15 protein-coding genes and 1 pseudogene are annotated in these 15,183 nt (G+C 64.8%); 1 reads left to right on the top strand and 15 read right to left on the bottom strand.

What is annotated here, in order from left to right; genetic code table 11:
- Positions 1 to 5 precede the first annotated feature (5 nt).
- The 3 genes from AC066Y_RS28100 to AC066Y_RS28090 all read right to left on the bottom strand — a co-directional run bounded on the left by AC066Y_RS28100 (position 6) and on the right by AC066Y_RS28090 (position 4,203).
- Positions 6 to 842: an enoyl-CoA hydratase-related protein gene (locus tag AC066Y_RS28100; RefSeq protein ID WP_478276703.1), complete on the bottom strand. Its 837-nt coding sequence runs from the start codon at positions 840 to 842 to the stop codon at positions 6 to 8.
- A gap of 81 nt (positions 843 to 923) precedes the next feature.
- The gene (locus tag AC066Y_RS28095; protein WP_478276702.1) at positions 924 to 2,600 is read right to left on the bottom strand and encodes a mucoidy inhibitor MuiA family protein; all 1,677 of its coding nucleotides are present in this window, start codon (positions 2,598 to 2,600) and stop codon (positions 924 to 926) included.
- 175 nt (positions 2,601 to 2,775) lie between these two features.
- Positions 2,776 to 4,203, bottom strand: a complete 1,428-nt coding sequence (locus AC066Y_RS28090; protein ID WP_478276701.1) for an MFS transporter — start codon at positions 4,201 to 4,203, stop codon at positions 2,776 to 2,778.
- 83 nt (positions 4,204 to 4,286) lie between these two features.
- On the opposite strand from AC066Y_RS28090, the gene AC066Y_RS28085 reads away from it, so the two are divergent.
- Complete coding sequence (locus tag AC066Y_RS28085) at positions 4,287 to 4,745, top strand: MarR family winged helix-turn-helix transcriptional regulator (protein WP_478276700.1); 459 nt, start codon at positions 4,287 to 4,289, stop codon at positions 4,743 to 4,745.
- Positions 4,746 to 4,817: 72 nt separating this feature from the next.
- Here the strand turns inward: AC066Y_RS28085 and AC066Y_RS28080 are convergent, their stop codons facing one another.
- From AC066Y_RS28080 to AC066Y_RS28025, 12 genes and pseudogenes are all read right to left on the bottom strand, one after another.
- Positions 4,818 to 5,990, bottom strand: a complete 1,173-nt coding sequence (locus AC066Y_RS28080; RefSeq protein ID WP_478276699.1) for a thiolase family protein — start codon at positions 5,988 to 5,990, stop codon at positions 4,818 to 4,820.
- Positions 5,983 to 6,174: a hypothetical protein gene (locus AC066Y_RS28075; RefSeq protein ID WP_478276698.1), complete on the bottom strand. Its 192-nt coding sequence runs from the start codon at positions 6,172 to 6,174 to the stop codon at positions 5,983 to 5,985. The genes AC066Y_RS28080 and AC066Y_RS28075 overlap by 8 nt, the downstream gene beginning before the upstream one ends.
- Positions 6,175 to 6,217: 43 nt before the next feature.
- Entirely contained in the window at positions 6,218 to 7,807 is a 1,590-nt protein-coding gene (gene serA / locus AC066Y_RS28070) for a phosphoglycerate dehydrogenase (protein ID WP_478276697.1), read from the bottom strand.
- A gap of 208 nt (positions 7,808 to 8,015) precedes the next feature.
- Positions 8,016 to 9,188, bottom strand: a complete 1,173-nt coding sequence (locus tag AC066Y_RS28065; RefSeq protein WP_478276769.1) for a phosphoserine transaminase — start codon at positions 9,186 to 9,188, stop codon at positions 8,016 to 8,018.
- Between the two features lie 78 nt (positions 9,189 to 9,266).
- Complete coding sequence (locus tag AC066Y_RS28060; RefSeq protein WP_478276696.1) at positions 9,267 to 9,479, bottom strand: hypothetical protein; 213 nt, start codon at positions 9,477 to 9,479, stop codon at positions 9,267 to 9,269.
- A 163-nt stretch (positions 9,480 to 9,642) separates the two neighbouring features.
- Positions 9,643 to 10,113 carry a GNAT family N-acetyltransferase gene (locus AC066Y_RS28055; RefSeq protein ID WP_478276695.1) on the bottom strand — a complete coding sequence of 157 codons (471 nt, stop codon included), beginning with the start codon at positions 10,111 to 10,113 and terminating at the stop codon, positions 9,643 to 9,645.
- Between the two features lie 18 nt (positions 10,114 to 10,131).
- Positions 10,132 to 10,722: a glutathione S-transferase family protein gene (locus AC066Y_RS28050; protein WP_478276694.1), complete on the bottom strand. Its 591-nt coding sequence runs from the start codon at positions 10,720 to 10,722 to the stop codon at positions 10,132 to 10,134.
- A 71-nt stretch (positions 10,723 to 10,793) separates the two neighbouring features.
- On the bottom strand, positions 10,794 to 11,645 hold the full coding sequence (locus AC066Y_RS28045; RefSeq protein ID WP_478276693.1) for an outer membrane protein: 852 nt from the start codon (positions 11,643 to 11,645) through the stop codon (positions 10,794 to 10,796).
- Positions 11,646 to 11,837: 192 nt separating this feature from the next.
- Positions 11,838 to 12,689 (bottom strand): outer membrane protein, encoded by an 852-nt coding sequence (locus tag AC066Y_RS28040; RefSeq protein WP_478276692.1) that lies wholly within the window; start codon positions 12,687 to 12,689, stop codon positions 11,838 to 11,840.
- A gap of 301 nt (positions 12,690 to 12,990) precedes the next feature.
- Positions 12,991 to 13,164, bottom strand: a pseudogene (locus AC066Y_RS28035) (MFS transporter); the annotation flags it as partial.
- A 257-nt stretch (positions 13,165 to 13,421) separates the two neighbouring features.
- Positions 13,422 to 14,768 (bottom strand): phosphoglucosamine mutase, encoded by a 1,347-nt coding sequence (glmM, locus tag AC066Y_RS28030; protein WP_092117402.1) that lies wholly within the window; start codon positions 14,766 to 14,768, stop codon positions 13,422 to 13,424.
- A gap of 217 nt (positions 14,769 to 14,985) precedes the next feature.
- Positions 14,986 to 15,159: a hypothetical protein gene (locus tag AC066Y_RS28025; protein WP_478276691.1), complete on the bottom strand. Its 174-nt coding sequence runs from the start codon at positions 15,157 to 15,159 to the stop codon at positions 14,986 to 14,988.
- Between the last annotated feature and the right edge of the window lie 24 nt (positions 15,160 to 15,183).

Here is a 15,183-nt window from a genome sequence, read left to right as displayed (position 1 = left end):
AAACGTTACTCCTTCTTGGTCCGGTAATCCCCGAACGTGGTGTCGCGCTGGTCGAGCTGAGCCTTCACGCTGCCGTCGTCGCGGCGGAAGCCGGCCATGTAGGCCTTGCTCGCCTCGGTGGTGAAGGCCAGCGCCTGGATCTCGGTGCCGGCGCGCATCGCGGCGCGGGCGCCCATGATCTCCATCGCGCGATGCACGCTGCGCTTGTTGAGCTGCTGCAGCTCGACCGGCACCTTCGCCGCGCGCTCGGCGAAATCCAGCGTCTTCGCCTCCAGCTCGGCGAGCGGGAACGAGCGGGTCGCATAGCCCCACTCGGCGGCCTCGCGGCCGGACATCGCATCGCCGGTCAGCATCAATTCCATGGCGCGGCGCATGCCGACCAGCCAGGGATGATACTGCATGTCGGGCGGGCTCATCAGCCGCACCGGCGGATAGCCGATCTGGGCATCGTCGGCGACATAGACCACGTCGCAGGCGGTCGCGAGCTCGGTGCCGCCGGCGAGGCAATAGCCGTGCACCTGCGCGATCACCGGCTTGGCAAGATCCCAGATCGAGAACCAGCCCTCGACGACGTGGCGCGACCACTGGCCGGGGCCGGACGCCGAATGATAGGGCTGGTCGACGCGGTTGTCGGCGGAGAGATCATAGCCTGCCGAGAAACACGGACCCGCGCCGCGCAGGATCGAGATCGAAATGTCGGGGTCGCGATCGGCCTGCTCCAGCACCTCGAAAATCTCGCCGCGCAGGCGGTTGTTCAGCGCATTGCGCTTCTCGGGCCGGTTCAGCGTGATGCGGCGGACGCGCGGACGCGGATCATCGACGATGATGTGCTGGTAGCTCATGGATCCTCCCGATCTCGGCTTTTTGCCGTTGGCAAAGTGATGCCCGAGATCGGGAGAGTTGTCATCGGCTACCGGTGCAGATCAGCCGGCCGGAACCATCACGACGCCCTTGTCCTTGGGCCAGCGCATCCGCCAGGCGAAATTGATGTCACGGACCTCGCCGGGCTTGGCCTCGAACGCCCATTCCAGCACGCCGCGCTTGTCGCGCAGATTGGTTGTCGTCGCAGGCGTCGACGACGGCAGCATCTCGACCACGATATCGTCGTTCTCGCTGACCGGGAGCTGATCCTGGATCGCGACCTTGATCGGGAAGTCGTGGCCGTTGCGCACCGTGGTCTTGAACGCGCGTTCGTCAGTCTTCGATGTCGTCACGATCAGGCCGGCGGAGCCTTCATTGCGCTTCACCACCGTGCGCTCGATCTTGACCTTGTCGTCGGCACCGAAGCCGAGCCGCACGGTCTCGTCCTTGGCGGCCGTCGCCATCCGGCTGCGGCCGACAAAGATGCCGTCGCGATAGATCGAGACCTGCCCCGGCAGCAGCGGCGCCTCGTCGGCCTGCACGAAGCTCGCTTCCAGGAACGCGGTCGGATCGATCACCGGGACGGCGCGGATTGCGAGATCGGGGGTGATCGTCGCCGTCGAGATGCGCAGGCTCTTGGCGCCCTCGTTGGCGGCGACGCTGACGCGGCCGGGAATTTTGAACGTGGCCTGGAAGGCGCCGACGTCAGCTGTGGCCTCTTGTTCCGCAATGACCGGCCCCCCACCAAGGTGGAATTCCTTGAGCGCGTCGGCGACCGGAGCGGGCGCCGCGGCCGAGCGCTGTTGCACGCCATCCTCCCTATTTCGCCACGCAAGCGGCCGCGGCGGCTGCGGATACTGCACGATCAGCGAATGCAGATCGGGCGCGTTGCCGCCGCGGGCGACGCGCACGGTGGAGACGGCGAGCGCCACGTTCGACCAGTCCTCGCCGGTCGCCTGGGTGATCTCGGCGCGGCGCACCAGCTCGATCGCCGGCTTGCGATCCTTGGCGCCGGTGTCGAGACGGGCGTCGTAAATCGGCATCCAGCGGGCGTTGCGCACCGCATAGGTCACCCGCAATGTCGCGCGGGTCGCGGCAGCGGAGGCAAGCTCGATCCGCACCTCGAGCTTGCTCGGCGGCTTGGCGGCGCGGTCGGCTTCAAGGCGCGCGATCTCGCGATCGATGTCGCGCTGCTTGCGCGCGGCGTCGCGGATCGCGGTGTCGGCGGTTGCGACTTCGTCCCCGACTGCCGAGAACGCGGCGCGCCACTCGCTGACCGGACGCGCCTCGCCCTTATCGCCGATCCCGACCGGCGAGGCCTCGGCGAAGTGTTCGGCGAATTTGCGCCGCGCCTCGGCCGAGGTGATGATCCCTTGCAGATCCTCGCGCTGATCCCGCAGCGCCTCGATCCGCTTGTCGATCTCAGGCAGGTTCGCCGGCTCCACCGGGCGCGGCGGCCGCGCGTCGATGGCGCCGATCGTCAGCCTGCCGCCCGCCTCGCCTTCAACCCGCAGCGAGGACGGATCGAGGCCCATCGGGAAATCCTTCGCGACCAGCGTGTTGTCGCCGGCGGGCAGATCCAGCGTGATGACGCGGGTGACGCTCGCGCCATCGGGATAGACGGTCACGGCGTCGACCTGCGACGCGGCATCGAGATTGGCCGCGTGGAGCGGCCCGGCAACCAGCGCACCCACCAGCACCAGGCTGGTGGTCACGAGACAATTCGTAATCCTTCGCATCACATCCCTCCAGGAAACATCGCATCGCGCGAGACCAACGGTGCGCTGGGCTCAGAGCGCGCCGTTTCTCGTGGTGAGACGCAGCGAGGAAAGGACTGGTTCGATTGAGGTTTCGGTGCGGCACGACGATGGCGCGCTCGCGGCTGCCGGATGGCGCGGCGGCGGCTTTGACCCGCTAGCGGTCCGCCCTGCGCCGGATGAACAGGTAATTCGGCACGAAGCCGGCAATGGTGATGGCGATCATGATCCACCAGCCGCGCTGAAACGCCGCGATCCGCTCAGTCATCGAGGCCGGCGTTGCCAGGATCGCGATAAAGATCGCGACGCCGATCGCAAGCGCGGCCTGCCGGATCATGTTGATGACACCGGAGCCGGTGGCGAACGACGACGGCGGCAGCGAACCGGCGCCGACGCCCATCAGGGTCGGAAAGGTCAGCCCGACGCCGATGCCAGTGAACATCATTCCGACCACAAAGGCAGGCATGTCGGGGTCAACCCCAAGCAACGTTGCCCAGATCGCAAGACCGCCCGCGAACGATGCGATCCCGGCGGACACGACGGCCGCGGCGCCAAATCGCGCGATCAGGCGGCGGGCAAACAACAGCGAGGTGAACGGGACAAGCAGCGGACCCGGCGCGATCGCAAGGCCGGTCTTCAGCGCCGACCAGCCCCACACCGTTTGCTCCCACAACGCCACCGACAGCAGCATCGCGCCGAAGGCCGCCGAGTATGGCGCCATCACAAACGTCGCCCCGGTGAACGGCCGCACCTTGAACAACGTAGGATCGACGAAGGGATTCTTCGAGTTGAGGCAGTGCCACGTAAAGGCAGCGAGCGAGATGGCTGCGATGGCAAAGCCAAGCACGACGCCGCGCGACCCCCATCCCCAGTCATTGGCCTTCACGATCGCAAGGGTGAGCGCACCGATGCCGCAGGTGACCAGTAGCGCCGCCCATGAACTCGGACGCGGCACGTCATGGCCGGGCACTTCCGGCAGTTTCAGCCATCCGATGATCAGTGCGACGATGCCGATCGGGACATTGACGATGAAGATCCAGCGCCAGTCGAAGGTGACGAGCACGCCGCCCGCCAATGGCCCGAGCGCGGCGGCAAGGCCGCCGATCGCCGTCCAGGTCCGCACCGCGCCGGGACGCTGCTCGGGCGGGAACGACGCCAGCAGCAGGCCGATCGAGGTCGGGGTCATCAATGCCGCACCGGCGGCCTGCGCGATGCGGGCGACGACCAGCAATTCGACGTTGGGCGCGAGCGCACAGGCCGCCGACGCGGCCGTGAACAGCGCAACGCCGAGCAGGAAGCTCAGATTGCGGCTGTGGCGTTCGGCGAGCCGGCCGAAAAACACCAGCAGCGCCGCATAGACGATCGCGTAGCCATTGAGGATCCAGGACAAATCCTCGAGCGAGGCGCCGCGGAATTCCTGCGCGATGTTCGGCAACCCGACATTGACGATGAACAGGTCGAGGTTTGCGAGGCAGATCCCCACCGATACGATCGCGAGCACCTGGCGCGGCGTTGCTACGCGGGACCGCGGCCGCGCGTCAGTTCCGATAGCCAGCCCGATCGTCTCCGCTTCGATCTCCGACATCACACCCTCCAAATATATGCATATGCATCTATTGCCATTAGGTGCATATGCATATATCTGTCAAGCCTAGTTTGGAGGCAGCGATGGTGAAAACGGAACCCAGCCGGTGCAATCTCACGGCGTTGCGCAAGGCGACGCGGCGCGTGTCGCAGCTGTACGATCAGGTCCTGGCGACATCCGGCCTGCGCGGCACGCAACGCGCCATTCTGGTCCACATCAGACGTTCGGGCGCGCCGACGATTGGCGAGCTGGCCGCTGCGCTGGTGCTCGACCGCACCGCGCTGAACCACAACCTCAAGCCGCTGGAGCGCGACGGCCTTTTGACCATCACCGTCGACAAGAATGACCGGCGCAGCCGCGTGGTTCGGCTGACCAAACGCGGCGAAGCCCGGCTTGACGAGTCGCAGGCCGCTTGGCGTGAGGCGCAGGAGCGCTTCGAGACCGCCTTTGGCACGAAACAGGCGGCCGATCTGAGGCAGACGCTCGAACTGATTTCCACGTTCGAGTTCGGCGAACGCGCGGCGGATTTGCCGGCAACATGACCGGCTTCAAACGGAAGTGGCCCGGCGTTGCCGCCGGGCCACTCGTTCTGACACGATCAGGATCGATCGCGCTTAGCTGTAAATCTCGAACAGGCCGGCGCCGCCCTGACCACCGCCGATGCACATGGTCACGACGCCCCACTTCGCCTTGCGGCGGCGGCCTTCCTGCAAGAGGTGGCCGGTAAGCCGGGCACCGGTCATGCCGAACGGATGGCCGATCGCGATCGAGCCGCCATTGACGTTGTACTTCTCGGGATCGATGCCGAGCTGGTCGCGCGAATAGAGGCACTGGCTGGCGAAGGCCTCGTTGAGCTCCCAGAGATCGATGTCGTCGATCTTCAGACCGTGGCGCTTCAAGAGCTTCGGCACGGCGAACACCGGACCGATGCCCATCTCGTCGGGCTCGCAGCCGGCTGAGGCCCAGGCGACGAAGCGGCCCATCGGGTTGAGGCCGCGCTTCTCGGCATCCTTGGCTTCCATCAGCACCACCGCGGCGGCGCCGTCGGACAGCTGGCTGGCATTGCCGGCGGTGACGTACTTGCCGGGGCCCTTGACCGGCTCGAGCTTGGCAAGGCCTTCCAGCGTGGTCTCGGGACGGTTGCACTCGTCGCGATCGACCACATAGTCGACGATCGACTCGGCCTTGGTCGCCTTGTCGACCACCTTCATCTTGGTCTTCATCGGGACGATTTCGTCCTTGAACTTGTTGGCCTGCTGCGCGGCCGCCATGCGGCGCTGCGACTCCAGCGAATACTCGTCCTGGTATTCACGGCTGACCTTGTAGCGCTCGGCGACGATGTCGGCGGTGTCGATCATCGCCATGAAGATGTCGGGCGCGGTCTTGAGCAGGTCCGGATCGATCGATTCCTTTGGCGAGCCGCCGCCGGGAATCGAGATGCTCTCGACGCCGCCGGCGACGATGCAATCGGAGCCGTCGGAACGGATCGAGTTCGCAGCCATCGCGATGGTCTGCAGGCCCGACGAACAGAAGCGGTTCACCGAGACACCCGCGGTCGTCTTCGGCAGGCCGGCGAGCAGCGCCGCCTGGCGGCCGATGTTCGGCGCGCCATGCGCGCAATTGCCGAGATAGCAATCCTCGACATAGTCCTTGTCGACGCCGGCGCGCTCGACCGCGTGCTTGATGGCGTGCCCGGCCAGCGACATCGGCGGGGTGATGTTGAATCCGCCACGGCCGGACTTCGCCAGGCCGGTGCGCGCATAGGAAACGATTACGGCTTCACGCATTGTTTTCTCCCTCTGAGATCGCCGGATAGTGGCGCGTCTTGGCGCCTTCGTACACATATTTTGGACGCTGCAACAGCAATACCAGACGCCCCGGAACGGCAAACGCCGCCTCCGGGGCCGGAGACGGCGTCATGTTCCGCAGATCGGAATTTGGACGCGCTTGGACGGTATCTTCCCGCGTCATGCCGGCCCGTCCCGGGCGATGACGAGAGCCGCTCAAACAACGTTTAAAACGTCAGCGCCTTGGCCTGCTTCACCTGCGGCAGCTCCTGCACCTTGGCGAGCAGGTCCGCCGGCACCGCACCGTCGACCTCGACCAGCGCTATGGCGTCGCCGCCCTGCTTGACGCGGCCGAGATGGAAGGTCGCGATGTTGATCTTGGCATCGCCGAGCAGGCTCGCGAACGCGCCGATGAAGCCCGGCTTGTCCTCGTTGGTCACGTAGATCATCGACTTGCCGAACTCGGCATCGACGCGGATGCCCTTGATGTCGACGAGGCGCGGCTTGCCGTCGGCATAGACGGTGCCGGACACCGAACGCTCCTGGCGCTCGGTGGTGACGGTGACCGTGATCAGGCTTTCATAATCGCTCTGCGCGGCGCGGACGACCTCGTCCACCACCATGCCGCGCTCCTTGGCGACGACAGGCGCCGAAACCACGTTGACCTCGCCCAGCATCGGCCGCAGCAGGCCGGACAGCACCGCCGAGGTGATCGCCTTGATCTTCATCTCGGCGACGTGGCCCTCATAGGTGATCGTGGTCTTGAGGATGCCGCTCTCGGTGAGCTGGCCGGCGAACGAGCCGAGCTTCTCGGCGAGCTCGATGAATGGCTTCAGCCTCGGCGCCTCTTCCGCTGTGATCGATGGGAAGTTGACCGCGTTGGAGATCGCGCCCGACAGCAGATAGTCCGACATCTGCTCGGCGACCTGCAGCGCGACGTTCTCCTGCGCCTCGGTGGTGGAGGCGCCGAGATGCGGGGTGCAGATCACGTTGGGATGGCCGAACAGCACGTTCGAGGTCGCCGGCTCCTCGACGAACACGTCGAAGGCGGCGCCCGCGACATGCTTGGAATTCAGCGCATCGACCAGCGCCTGCTCGTCGACCAGGCCGCCGCGGGCGCAGTTGATGATGCGGACGCCCTTCTTCATCTTGGCGATCGCGGCCGCGTCGATGACGTTGCGGGTCTTCTCGGTCAGCGGCGTGTGCAGCGTGATGAAATCGGCGCGCTTCAAGAGATCGTCGAGCTCGACCTTCTCGACGCCGATGTCCTTGGCGCGCTCCGGCGACAGGAACGGATCGAACGCGATCACCTTCATGCGCAGGCCGAGCGCGCGGTCGGCGACGATCGAGCCGATATTGCCGCAGCCGATCACCCCGAGCGTCTTGGCGGTGATCTCGACGCCCATGAAGCGGTTCTTCTCCCACTTGCCGGCTTGGGTCGAGGCGTCTGCCTGCGGGATCTCGCGCGCCAGCGCCAGCATCAAGGTGATGGCGTGCTCGGCGGTCGTGATCGAATTGCCGAACGGCGTGTTCATCACGATGATGCCCTTGGCGGTCGCGGCCGGAATCTCGACATTGTCGACGCCGATGCCGGCGCGGCCGATCACCTTCAGCTTGGTCGCCTTCTCGATGATCTTGGCGGTCGCCTTGGTGGCCGAGCGAATCGCAAGGCCATCATAGTTGCCGATGATCTCGGCGAGCTTGTCCTTGTCCTTGCCGAGGTTGGGCTGGAAGTCGACCTCGATGCCGCGATCCTTGAAGATCTGCACGGCGGCGGGAGACAGCGCGTCGGAAATCAGAACCCTGGGTTTTGTCATGTGACTGTTCCTCTGCCCTGCAGCGGGCGGGTCTCTTGGACCAATGTGGTGAAGTCTCTGATCACTTCTCCCTCTCCCCGTTCTTGCGGGGAGAGGGTTGGGGTGAGGGCAGCCACGGGCGCGGAACAAGCCGAAAAGGCCCCTCGCCCGGATCGCTGCGCAATCCGACCTCTCCCCGTAAGAACGGAGAGAGGTGACAAGAGAAAGCTTAGGCCGCCTTGGGCAGCGCTGCCTTGGTTTCGGCGAAGGCCCAGTCGATCCACTGCGTCAGCAGTTCGACGTCCCTTGCCTCGACGGTGGCGCCGCACCAGATCCGCAGGCCCGCCGGCGCATCGCGGTAATACGCGAAGTCGAAGCCGGCGTTCTCCTTCTCCACCAGCGCGACCAGCTTCTTGCAGAAGTCGGCCTGGGCGTCTGATGGAAGCGAGGTGATCGCGGGATCGGTGAACTTCAGGCACACCGAGGTGTTGGAGCGGATCGCGGGATCCCTGGCCAGGAAGTCGATCCAGGGCGTCCGCGCCTTCCAGTCGGCGAGCGCCTTGGTGTTGGCATCGGCGCGCGCGATCAGCGCCTTCAGGCCGCCGATCGACTTCGCCCAGTTCAGCGCGTCGAGATAATCCTCGACGCAGAGCATCGACGGCGTGTTGATGGTCTCGCCTTCGAAGATGCCCTGGTTGAGCTTGCCGCCCTTGGTGAGGCGGAAGATCTTCGGCAGCGGCCAGGCCGGCTTGTAGGTCTCGAGCCGTTCCACCGCACGCGGCGACAGGATCAGCATGCCGTGTGCCGCCTCGCCGCCGAGCGCCTTCTGCCAGGAGAAGGTAACGACGTCGAGCTTGGCGAAATCGAGCGGCTGCGCGAAGGCGGCCGAGGTCGCGTCGCAAATCGTGAGGCCTTCACGGGTTGCGCTGATCCAGTCGGCGTTCGGCACGCGCACGCCGGAGGTGGTGCCGTTCCAGGTGAAGACGACGTCGGACGCGGGATCGACCTTGGCGAGATCGGGGATTTCACCGTAAGCCGCGTTCAGCTTGGTGACGTCCTTCAGCTTCAATTCCTTGACGATGTCGCTGACCCAGCCCTCGCCGAAGGATTCCCAGGCGAGCGTGGTGACGGGCCGCGCGCCGAGCAGCGACCACAGCGCCATCTCGACCGCGCCGGTGTCCGACGCCGGCACGATGCCGATCTTGTAGTCCGCAGGCACCTCGAGCACTTCGCGCGTCAGTTCGATCGCGAGCTTGAGCTTGGCCTTGCCGACCTTCGCACGATGCGAGCGGCCGAGGGCGGCGTCCTTGAGATTGTTGGGGTTCCAGCCGGGGCGCTTGGCGCAGGGGCCGGAGGAGAAATGCGGCACATTGGGCCGCGAAGCGGGCTTCGCTGCAGTCATCATCTACCCTTCCAGATAGCTGCCTCTCGGTGGGGAGAGGTTTCCCGCCGTCGGCAATAGTGGAAGGGCACCAAAACGTCAAGGAAGTTCCGACTTTTCCGGGACGGTCGGAAGATCACGGCTGATTGATGGAGCGTCCTCGACCTGCTGCATCGTCTCCTGATCGAGCAAATCCGCCGCGAGAGTCATGATCTTAACTGCCCTGCGCCGGCTCGATATTTTCAAAATGCTCTTGTCGCCGGCCTGCACGACGTACTCGTTGCCGACCCGCACGATCGAATAATCCGACATCCAAATCCCCGGTTGCCCGCCGCCCCGTGGGTGACGCCCGACATACCGGACTCGTTCCGACCCGTAAATTCACCGAGACCGGCTTAGTTTATTCGCTGTTAACCGGATCGCGCAGCAGCGGCTACCGCAGGCATTGCCGTGTGCGCGGCACAACTCGCGCAGGTCAGAATCGGAGCGTCATGCCGACATGGCTGCGCGCGAATCCGAGCCGCTCATAGAAGCGCTGCGCATCGACGCGCGTGTGATGCGTCAGCAACTCGACCAGCATGCAGCCTTGCGCGCGCGCCTCCGCGACCGCCCACTGCACGAGCCGCTCGCCGATGCCGCGGCTGCGGCAGTGTGATGCGACGCGGACGTCCTCGAGCAGGCCGCGCGAAGAGCCCTGCGAGCTGATACCCGGCAGCACCGCAAGCTGCAGGCAGCCGACGACGGCGCCCTCCCCGTCGACGGCGACGACAAGCTGCAGGTTCGGATCACGCTCGACCCGCGCGAAGGCGTCGTAATAGCTTTGCGGAAGCGGATCCTCGATCCGCTCGCGCGCACTGCCGAGCGGATCGTCCGCCAGCATGCCGACGATGGCGGCGACATCCTCACGGCGAGCGCGGCGGATCGTGATCGATGAAGCTTCACGCATGGCGGCGTTCACCTGAGGTCAGCGGACCGGCGGCAGAGCGAGCACATGCTCCGCGTCGGCGATCCAGCGGCGGATCATGGGATAGCGTTCGAGCGCAAGGCCGCCATCCTCCGCAACGCGCGTATAGGCAAGCAGCGAGACGTCGGCGAGCGAGAACGCATCGCCGACCAGGAATTGCGCGCCGGCAAGATGCCGCTCCAAATGATCAAGCGCCACATAGCCGCGCTTGATGAGGTTCGGATCGATCTCCGACACGGCCTTGCCGAGATACACGGCCTGAAAGCGGCAGACGGCAACATAGGGCTCATGGCTGTTCTGCTCCCAGAACATCCAGGCATCCATCTGCGCCGCGCGATAGGGATCGCCGGGGATCAGATCGCTGCCGCGCGCGAGGTAACGGATGATGGCGTTGGATTGCGCGAGCGTGCGGCCGTCACCCAGCTCGACCGTCGGCACCTGGCCCCAACCGTTCAACCTGAGGAATTCCGCCGTCCGGCTGCCGCCCTTCATGGTGTCGATCTCGACCCATGTGTATGGCAGCGCCAACTTCTCGCACACCCATTTCACCTTCAGGCAATTGCCTGAATTGGCGTCGCCGAAGATTTTCATCTGAGATCGCTCCGCTTGCGGAGCAACATCCGATCAGCCGCACATTGCAGTGTCAAGCGACGTGGCGCTCGTTAGAACTTGTAGCCGATGGCGGCGCGTACGCTGTTCTGCGTGACCGATGTGTTCTTGACCGGGCTGAACTTCACGTATTCCCACTCGCCGCGCACGAAAACACAGTTCCACAGCATGTATTCCAGGCCGAGACCGGCGGTCCAGCCGGCAACGTAGGCGTCTGTTTTCGCATCCGTCGCGGTTTGGGAAAACTGCGGGAGTGCAAAGGTGGTCGAACTTCCGTCAGCAAAGTTGATCGTTCGGTTCACGGAGCTTGTGACCGTACGCGAAACATCCATTCGGCCGACTGCAAGGCCGCCGAAGACGTAAGGCAGAAAGTCACCGGTTGCCCAACCTGCGCGGCCGCGGAATGTCATCTCGTCCTTGAGCTTCAGCGCAGCGCTTCCATTCAACGTCACGCCGTCGGCGGCAGACGCACCGGCCGGCAGGACCAAGTTTGGCTGAGCGACTTGAATCGGACCAAGACTTCCGGAGGTCGTTGTCGTAAGGTCGGACCAATAGGTATAGTTTGCTTCGACACCCACCACGACGTCGTCAAACTGATAGTTGCGTCCGACGAATGCTCCGAAGCCCGAGCTTTGCGCATTGACCCGGCCCAGCAGATTGAATTGGGACGTCGGCCCCTGCAGCGTGGTGTTGCGGAAGATGGAATTGGTCAGGGAAGCAACGCTGCCCCCGAAGTCGGTGTTGATCCATGTCTGGCCGACCTGACCGCCGGCATACCAGCCGTCCCAGTTTCTGGTCGGCGCGCTGGAAGCGGGAAGACTGCCGCGAAGGAAATCAGGCATGTCGGCCGCCTGTGCGCCGGTCACCGCCCCGAACATCATCGCCGCCAGCAAGAACCTACGCATTGCAACGCTCCATCCCACTCACCGAATGCGCGTTGATCATCGCCTGTTAACCTTAACCAATCGTTGTCGCCGCGAGCTTTCGACCACTCAAGTTGCAGAAGGTCGCGACATGGCACGGCAAAGAAAAACGGCGCGGGATGATCCCGCGCCGTTTCAATCGTTAACCGTGAAGGCCCGAAATTAACCCTCAAATTAGCCCTTGCGGATCAGCGGGGGCGGCGGCGGCGGGGGCAGCACGTCGCAGCAGGGCAAGGCGAAGCGCACGCCGAGCTTCACGTCCTGCGAGGTCATGTCGCGGAACTGGAAGCTCGAGGGACCGGCCGGCGTGCCGTCGAAGAAGTGACCCTGGCCGTGGGCGGCGGTGCCCATGTCGAGGTAGCGATAGGCCAGTTCAACCGTGAAGTTGTTGGTGACCTTGTAGGCGACACCGGCATGCAGCGCCCAGGCGAAGTTGGTCTTGGTCGCACCGTCGGCGATGAAGGAGCTGGTCAGGCCGGACCCGCTCGGGAACGTGGCGACGTCGGAGAAGGCCGAGGTCTTGATCACCGCGGCACCGACACCGGCACCGATGAACGGGGTCAGGCAACCCCAGGTGCCGAGATCGGCGTAGATGTTCGCGAGGCCGACCCAGCTCTGGACGCCGCCATGATAGGTGTCGCCCAGCGAGCTCGGCCCGGGGAACGTGAAGAAGTCGGTGCCGTTGAAGCTCACCTTCGAGCGATACTCACCGGTGATGTCGGCACGGAACCAGCTGTTGAACTGATAGCCGACGCCGACGCCGAACAGCATGCCGCTGTCGAAGCCGGTGCCGAACTGGTTGAACGTGGTGCCGGCCGGCAGCGTGTCGTAGGCATTGGCGTGCAGCTTGGCCCGGGTGTTGGTCATGCCGATGTCGCCGCGCAGATACCAGCCGCCGAAATCCTGGACCGGCGGAGGAGCATACGCCATCGGGGGCGGCGGCATGATCGGCATGTCGGCAGCGAACGCCGCCGAGGACAGCAGGGATGCCGCTCCGGCGGCGATCAGGGTCTTTACGCTACGCATTGGCTTCGTCCTTTTGGCCCAAGTGAGGCGACACGAAAGGCCCCACGTCTGAAACTCACGGGCGGACGATGGCAGCAAATGTTTAAGCGGCACTTAACCCTAATTTTTAAGGTTGATTTTCTCTCACCTTTTGCTGCGGCTGTTGCTTACGGGTCCATAAAAGCGCGCGTGCGGCGGTGAATAATGGCGATCTCGCCACAGGTGCTAATGAAGCGTTGACGCACGCGCGCGGTTTGCCGCGCACGCAAGCGCTGGGTGTTAGCGAATGCTTAATGCAGGGCGGCGCCCTCGCCGCGGACGTTCAGCGAACGGCCTTCGGCATCTTCGGCAGGAACACCGCGAGCAGGCCGATCGCCGGCAGGAATGCGCACAGCTGATAGACGAAGGCGATCGAGGTGTGGCCCAGCACCGCTGGCGCCGAGACGCCGATGCCGAAGGCGACGCCGAAGAACACACCGGAGATCATGCCGAAGCGAAAAATGCCCCGTGCCGTACGACGCGGCGGTAGGGCAAACCAGTACTAGCTAATGGCAGCGATGCGCTGTGGAGTTCTCATCGACGACCCGTCATCCTGAGGAACGGCCGGTTGGCCGCGTCTCGAAGGATGAATCGGCCACCGCCGGGCCGTGCATCCTTCGAGACGCGCGCAAGGGCGCGCTCCTCCAGCGACAAAGGCGAAGCCTTTGCGCGGGGATGACGGGACCGGCAGATCGGAGATTGAAAACAGCAGCCTTACGCCGCGGCGGCGTGGCCGAGAGCGCTGACGATGTTGTCGACGACCTCTTCCACCAGGATGCGATCGTCACCCTCGCCCATGACGCGGATCACCGGCTCGGTGCCGGAGGGGCGGATCAGCAGGCGGCCATGGCCGTTGAGGCGCTTCTCGCCGTCGGTGATCGCGGACTTGACCTCGGCGTCGTCGAGCGGCTTGCCGCTGCGATAGCGCACGTTCTTCAGTATTTGCGGCAACGGATCAAAGCGCCGGCAGATCTCCGACACCGGGCGGCGCAGCTTCTGCACCACGGCCAGTACCTGCAACGCAGCGACGAAGCCGTCGCCGGTGGTCGAATAGTCCGACATGATGATGTGGCCGGACGGCTCGCCGCCGAGATTGTAGCCGCCGCTCAGCATCTGCTCGAGCACGTAGCGGTCGCCGACCGGGGTGCGGACCATCGAAATTCCGTGGCCCTGCAGGAAGCGCTCCAGTCCGAGATTGGACATCACGGTCGTGACGATGCCGGGTTTGGCGAGGCGCCCCTCTTCCTTCCAGCTCTGCGCGATCACGGCGAGCAGCTGGTCGCCGTCGACGATGTGGCCGCGCTCGTCGACCAGGATGACGCGATCGGCATCGCCATCGAGCGCGATACCGATGTCGGCGCGCATCTCGCGCACCTTCCGCGACAGCGCTTCCGGCGAGGTCGAGCCGCATTCCTTGTTAATGTTGAAGCCGTCGGGTTCGACCCCGATCGGCACCACATCGGCGCCGAGCTCCCACAGCGCTTCCGGCACCACCTTGTAGGCGGCGCCGTTGGCGCAATCGACCACGACGCGCAGGCCGTCGAGCGAGAGGTCGCGCGGCAGGGTGCGCTTGGCGAATTCGATGTAGCGGTCGTGGACGCCGTCGATGCGGCGGGCCCGGCCAAGGCTCGCGCTCTGCGCCAGGCGGCGGTCGAGCGATTCGTCGAGCAGCTGCTCGATCTGCTTCTCGACATCGTCGGAGAGCTTGAAGCCCTGCGGGCCGAACAGCTTGATGCCGTTGTCCTCGAAAAGATTGTGCGACGCCGAGATCATGACGCCGAGATCGGCGCGCATCGACTTGGTCAGCATCGCGATCGCCGGCGTCGGCATCGGGCCGACCAGCAGCACGTCCATCCCGACCGAGGTGAAGCCTGCGACCATGGCGTATTCGATCATGTAGCCGGACAGCCGCGTGTCCTTGCCGATCACGACGCGATGGCGATGGTCGCCACGCTGAAACACCAACCCTGCGGCCTGCCCCACCTTGAGCGCGAGCTCCGGCGTGATCAGCCCGTTGGCGCGGCCCCGAATTCCATCGGTCCCGAAATATTTGCGGCTCATGATACCCCCAACACGGACCTCTCGAACCACCCGGCGAGAGAGTCCTGAACGCCTACCAGTGTAGCGTGCATCGGCCTTATAGACTGCCAAGCGCTAAAATGACTTCAAAAAATATGATGAATCATTACCGCGGCTGAACCGCGTTTTTCGGCATTAAGGCGCTGAAAAATATAACATTATGGCCCTTCAGGCAATCCCCGGGAACGACTGCTGTCCCCTACCTCTTGCCGACTCGCTTGACGTGCTGGTCGCCCTTGCTGGGGGCCGGCTGGGTGACATTGACGGGGTCGGAACCGGGAAACGTCTCCTCCAGGCCCTCTTCCAGGGCCTCGTCGAGCCGGCGCTTTTCGGCACTGTCGTCTGGCTTCGGCTTGGAGCCTGATTGCGTCATCGTGCTCTCCCATCCGTCTTCAGA

The sequence above is a fragment of the Bradyrhizobium sp. USDA3010 genome, assembly GCF_056429065.1.
The sequence above is the reverse complement of the archived record's forward strand: the minus strand, read 5'-3'. Positions and strand labels throughout refer to the sequence as shown.

What these genes read in the sequence shown, in the direction of transcription:
- glmM (WP_092117402.1), bottom strand. Translation starts at nt 14,768, where the DNA reads ATGAGCCGCAAATATTTCGGGACCGATGGAATTCGGGGCCGCGCCAAC.
- AC066Y_RS28080 (WP_478276699.1), bottom strand. Translation starts at nt 5,990, where the DNA reads ATGCGTGAAGCCGTAATCGTTTCCTATGCGCGCACCGGCCTGGCGAAG.
- AC066Y_RS28055 (WP_478276695.1), bottom strand. Translation starts at nt 10,113, where the DNA reads ATGCGTGAAGCTTCATCGATCACGATCCGCCGCGCTCGCCGTGAGGAT.
- AC066Y_RS28090 (WP_478276701.1), bottom strand. Translation starts at nt 4,203, where the DNA reads ATGTCGGAGATCGAAGCGGAGACGATCGGGCTGGCTATCGGAACTGAC.
- AC066Y_RS28025 (WP_478276691.1), bottom strand. Translation starts at nt 15,159, where the DNA reads ATGACGCAATCAGGCTCCAAGCCGAAGCCAGACGACAGTGCCGAAAAG.
- AC066Y_RS28065 (WP_478276769.1), bottom strand. Translation starts at nt 9,188, where the DNA reads ATGACTGCAGCGAAGCCCGCTTCGCGGCCCAATGTGCCGCATTTCTCC.
- AC066Y_RS28085 (WP_478276700.1), top strand. Translation starts at nt 4,287, where the DNA reads ATGGTGAAAACGGAACCCAGCCGGTGCAATCTCACGGCGTTGCGCAAG.
- AC066Y_RS28060 (WP_478276696.1), bottom strand. Translation starts at nt 9,479, where the DNA reads ATGTCGGATTATTCGATCGTGCGGGTCGGCAACGAGTACGTCGTGCAG.
- AC066Y_RS28100 (WP_478276703.1), bottom strand. Translation starts at nt 842, where the DNA reads ATGAGCTACCAGCACATCATCGTCGATGATCCGCGTCCGCGCGTCCGC.
- AC066Y_RS28075 (WP_478276698.1), bottom strand. Translation starts at nt 6,174, where the DNA reads ATGACGCGGGAAGATACCGTCCAAGCGCGTCCAAATTCCGATCTGCGG.
- serA (WP_478276697.1), bottom strand. Translation starts at nt 7,807, where the DNA reads ATGACAAAACCCAGGGTTCTGATTTCCGACGCGCTGTCTCCCGCCGCC.
- AC066Y_RS28045 (WP_478276693.1), bottom strand. Translation starts at nt 11,645, where the DNA reads ATGCGTAGGTTCTTGCTGGCGGCGATGATGTTCGGGGCGGTGACCGGC.
- AC066Y_RS28050 (WP_478276694.1), bottom strand. Translation starts at nt 10,722, where the DNA reads ATGAAAATCTTCGGCGACGCCAATTCAGGCAATTGCCTGAAGGTGAAA.
- AC066Y_RS28040 (WP_478276692.1), bottom strand. Translation starts at nt 12,689, where the DNA reads ATGCGTAGCGTAAAGACCCTGATCGCCGCCGGAGCGGCATCCCTGCTG.
- AC066Y_RS28095 (WP_478276702.1), bottom strand. Translation starts at nt 2,600, where the DNA reads ATGCGAAGGATTACGAATTGTCTCGTGACCACCAGCCTGGTGCTGGTG.